This is a genomic window from Candidatus Nitrosotalea sp. FS, from assembly GCF_011319475.1.
In the GTDB taxonomy this organism is placed as follows: Archaea; Thermoproteota; Nitrososphaeria; order Nitrososphaerales; family Nitrosopumilaceae; genus Nitrosotalea.
Window position 1 is genome coordinate 508 of sequence record NZ_RCMC01000044.1, and the last position, 1,956, is coordinate 2,463.

Consider the following 1,956-nt stretch of genomic DNA (forward strand, 5'->3'; position numbering starts at 1 on the left):
ATGTTTCAAGAAAAAACAAAACTTACTCCATATTATGCAGAACCAGAAAGTTATTCCAGTGTAAAAGGTGAACAGCTCTCCTCAGGACTAAAGTCAGTTGTCAAGTTACCAGCTTATGAGATTCATACACCAAAACCTGTCTTGGTGCAGGCTTTGAAAATAATTCAGGAAAATGGCGGAAAGATAACCAAAAAAGAAATGGCAAAGATTACATCCGAAAAAAAACTTATCATGGTTAACGCAAGAGAAGAAAATTTCCAGCAAGCTAGATTTGCAAGTCTTGACAAAAATATCATACAACCACTTGTAAACGAATGGAAATTTATCGAGGTTGAAAGGGTTGGAAGGACTAGGTGGATTAAAACAACACCGGAAGGGCTCGGGGCAGTAGAATTTCTTGGCTAGCCGCGTGTAGTAAGCTCAGGCTTTAGTGTCCAGGCAATACCCATTGCAACAAATGGTACGGAAATCAAGGCGGCTATTTCCAGGTAGGTCTTAAACTGCTCAGATTGCTGCTGGGTTGGATTGGACCACATGAAAGGTACAGGTAATGCTGCGGCAAACCAAATGATAGAAAGCATGATGATTATCTTGAGTGCACTCTTCTTTTTCGGGGTCACACTATGAGATACAATTAGGTTCTATTAATTTTATTAGTATAATTATTTAGTAATGATTCCACCGTCTACAGGCAAAATTGCGCCTGTTACCCATGAGGAATCATCTGAAACAAGATAGAGTATTGCCTTTGCAACATCCTCTGGTATTCCAATTCTTCCAATTGGATGTTCGGCAACTGCCATTGCCCTGTCTGCTTCACTTTCAAGCCATGGACTTGTCATATCAGTTTCCACAATTCCAGGACAGACACAATTTACGCGTATCTTGTACTTGGCATATTCTACTGCCCATGCCTTTGTAAGCAAAACAAGTGCCCCTTTTGATGCAGTATATGCATCTGCTTCAAAATTTTCAAATGATTTCAATCCAGCGTCTGATGAAACATTAACAATGCAACCGTTTGTTTTCATCAGGTGTGGTATCACAGCTTTTGTAAAACGAAACTGTCCGGTTAAGTTTACATCAATTACATCACTCCATTCTTCTTCAGAAATTTCATGTATGGGTTTTACTTTGGGAAAGATACCCGCATTGTTTACAAGGATGTCTATTTTACCAAAAGTTTCAATAGTATTTTTTACAACATTTTCAACATCTGCATTTTTTCTAATGTCTCCTGGTATCGCTAGAATATTTTTCATTTCCTTTGCAGCATCTTGAAGACTGGAATTATTTTTTGATGTAATCACAACATTTGCTCCATGTTGTGCAAGTAAAGTTGCGGTAGCTTTTCCAATTCCCCTACTACCTCCTGTAACAATTGCAACCTTGCCAGAAAGTTTCATCAACTTTTGTTCGTGTACCGCATCAAATTAGTTTTGTCCAAAATCGTATCAATTGTCAGATCTTCAAAAAAACATGTCATTTCGGTATGATGATCACCGGTTATGAGACAGTTTATTGCAATATTTTATTGAAATACTTTAGAAACATGAAAAAATACATATGAAATAATAAATATGATGATGTTTTATCATAAATAATGCAGAAAGATGCAAAATCTACTGCTTAAGAGAGCGTGGCTCCGTAGACTTGAATTGTGAAATCCCACTTGGGTGCGGATTAAAAGAGGTAATCTCTGTCTGTCTACGAACAAGGGCCACGCCATTTAATTTTAAACCACTGTACAGTGAAAACTAGTTTTGATACAAAAATAATTTTTTAAAATTTAGAGCTTTAGAGATTCCTTTAATCCCTTGTNTTAATCCCTTGTATCTATTTCTGATTGTAACTTCAGTTACTCCTGCAGCTTGGGCAACATCTTTTTGCGTCTTGTTTTCTCCGTTCATGACACATGACAAGTATAGTGCAGCAGCTGCAAGTCCCATCGGATCT

3 protein-coding genes and 1 pseudogene are annotated in these 1,956 nt (G+C 37.4%); 1 reads left to right on the forward strand and 3 read right to left on the reverse strand.

Translation table 11 applies throughout. The annotated features are described in order from the left end of the window. On the forward strand, positions 1 to 405 hold a 405-nt coding region (locus tag DYY66_RS02190), incomplete at its 5' end, for a DUF6293 family protein (RefSeq protein ID WP_255496000.1). On the opposite strand, the gene DYY66_RS02195 is transcribed toward DYY66_RS02190, so the two are convergent. The 3 genes and pseudogenes from DYY66_RS02195 to tfb all read right to left on the reverse strand — a co-directional run. After that, positions 402 to 620, reverse strand: a complete 219-nt coding sequence (locus tag DYY66_RS02195; RefSeq protein ID WP_309223956.1) for a hypothetical protein — start codon at positions 618 to 620, stop codon at positions 402 to 404. The genes DYY66_RS02190 and DYY66_RS02195 overlap by 4 nt on opposite strands. 42 nt (positions 621 to 662) lie before the next feature. Beyond that, positions 663 to 1,406 carry an SDR family NAD(P)-dependent oxidoreductase gene (locus DYY66_RS02200; RefSeq protein WP_166285823.1) on the reverse strand — a complete coding sequence of 248 codons (744 nt, stop codon included), beginning with the start codon at positions 1,404 to 1,406 and terminating at the stop codon, positions 663 to 665. 416 nt (positions 1,407 to 1,822) lie between these two features. Continuing rightward, a pseudogene (tfb, locus tag DYY66_RS02205) lies at positions 1,823 to 1,956 on the reverse strand (transcription initiation factor IIB); the annotation flags it as partial.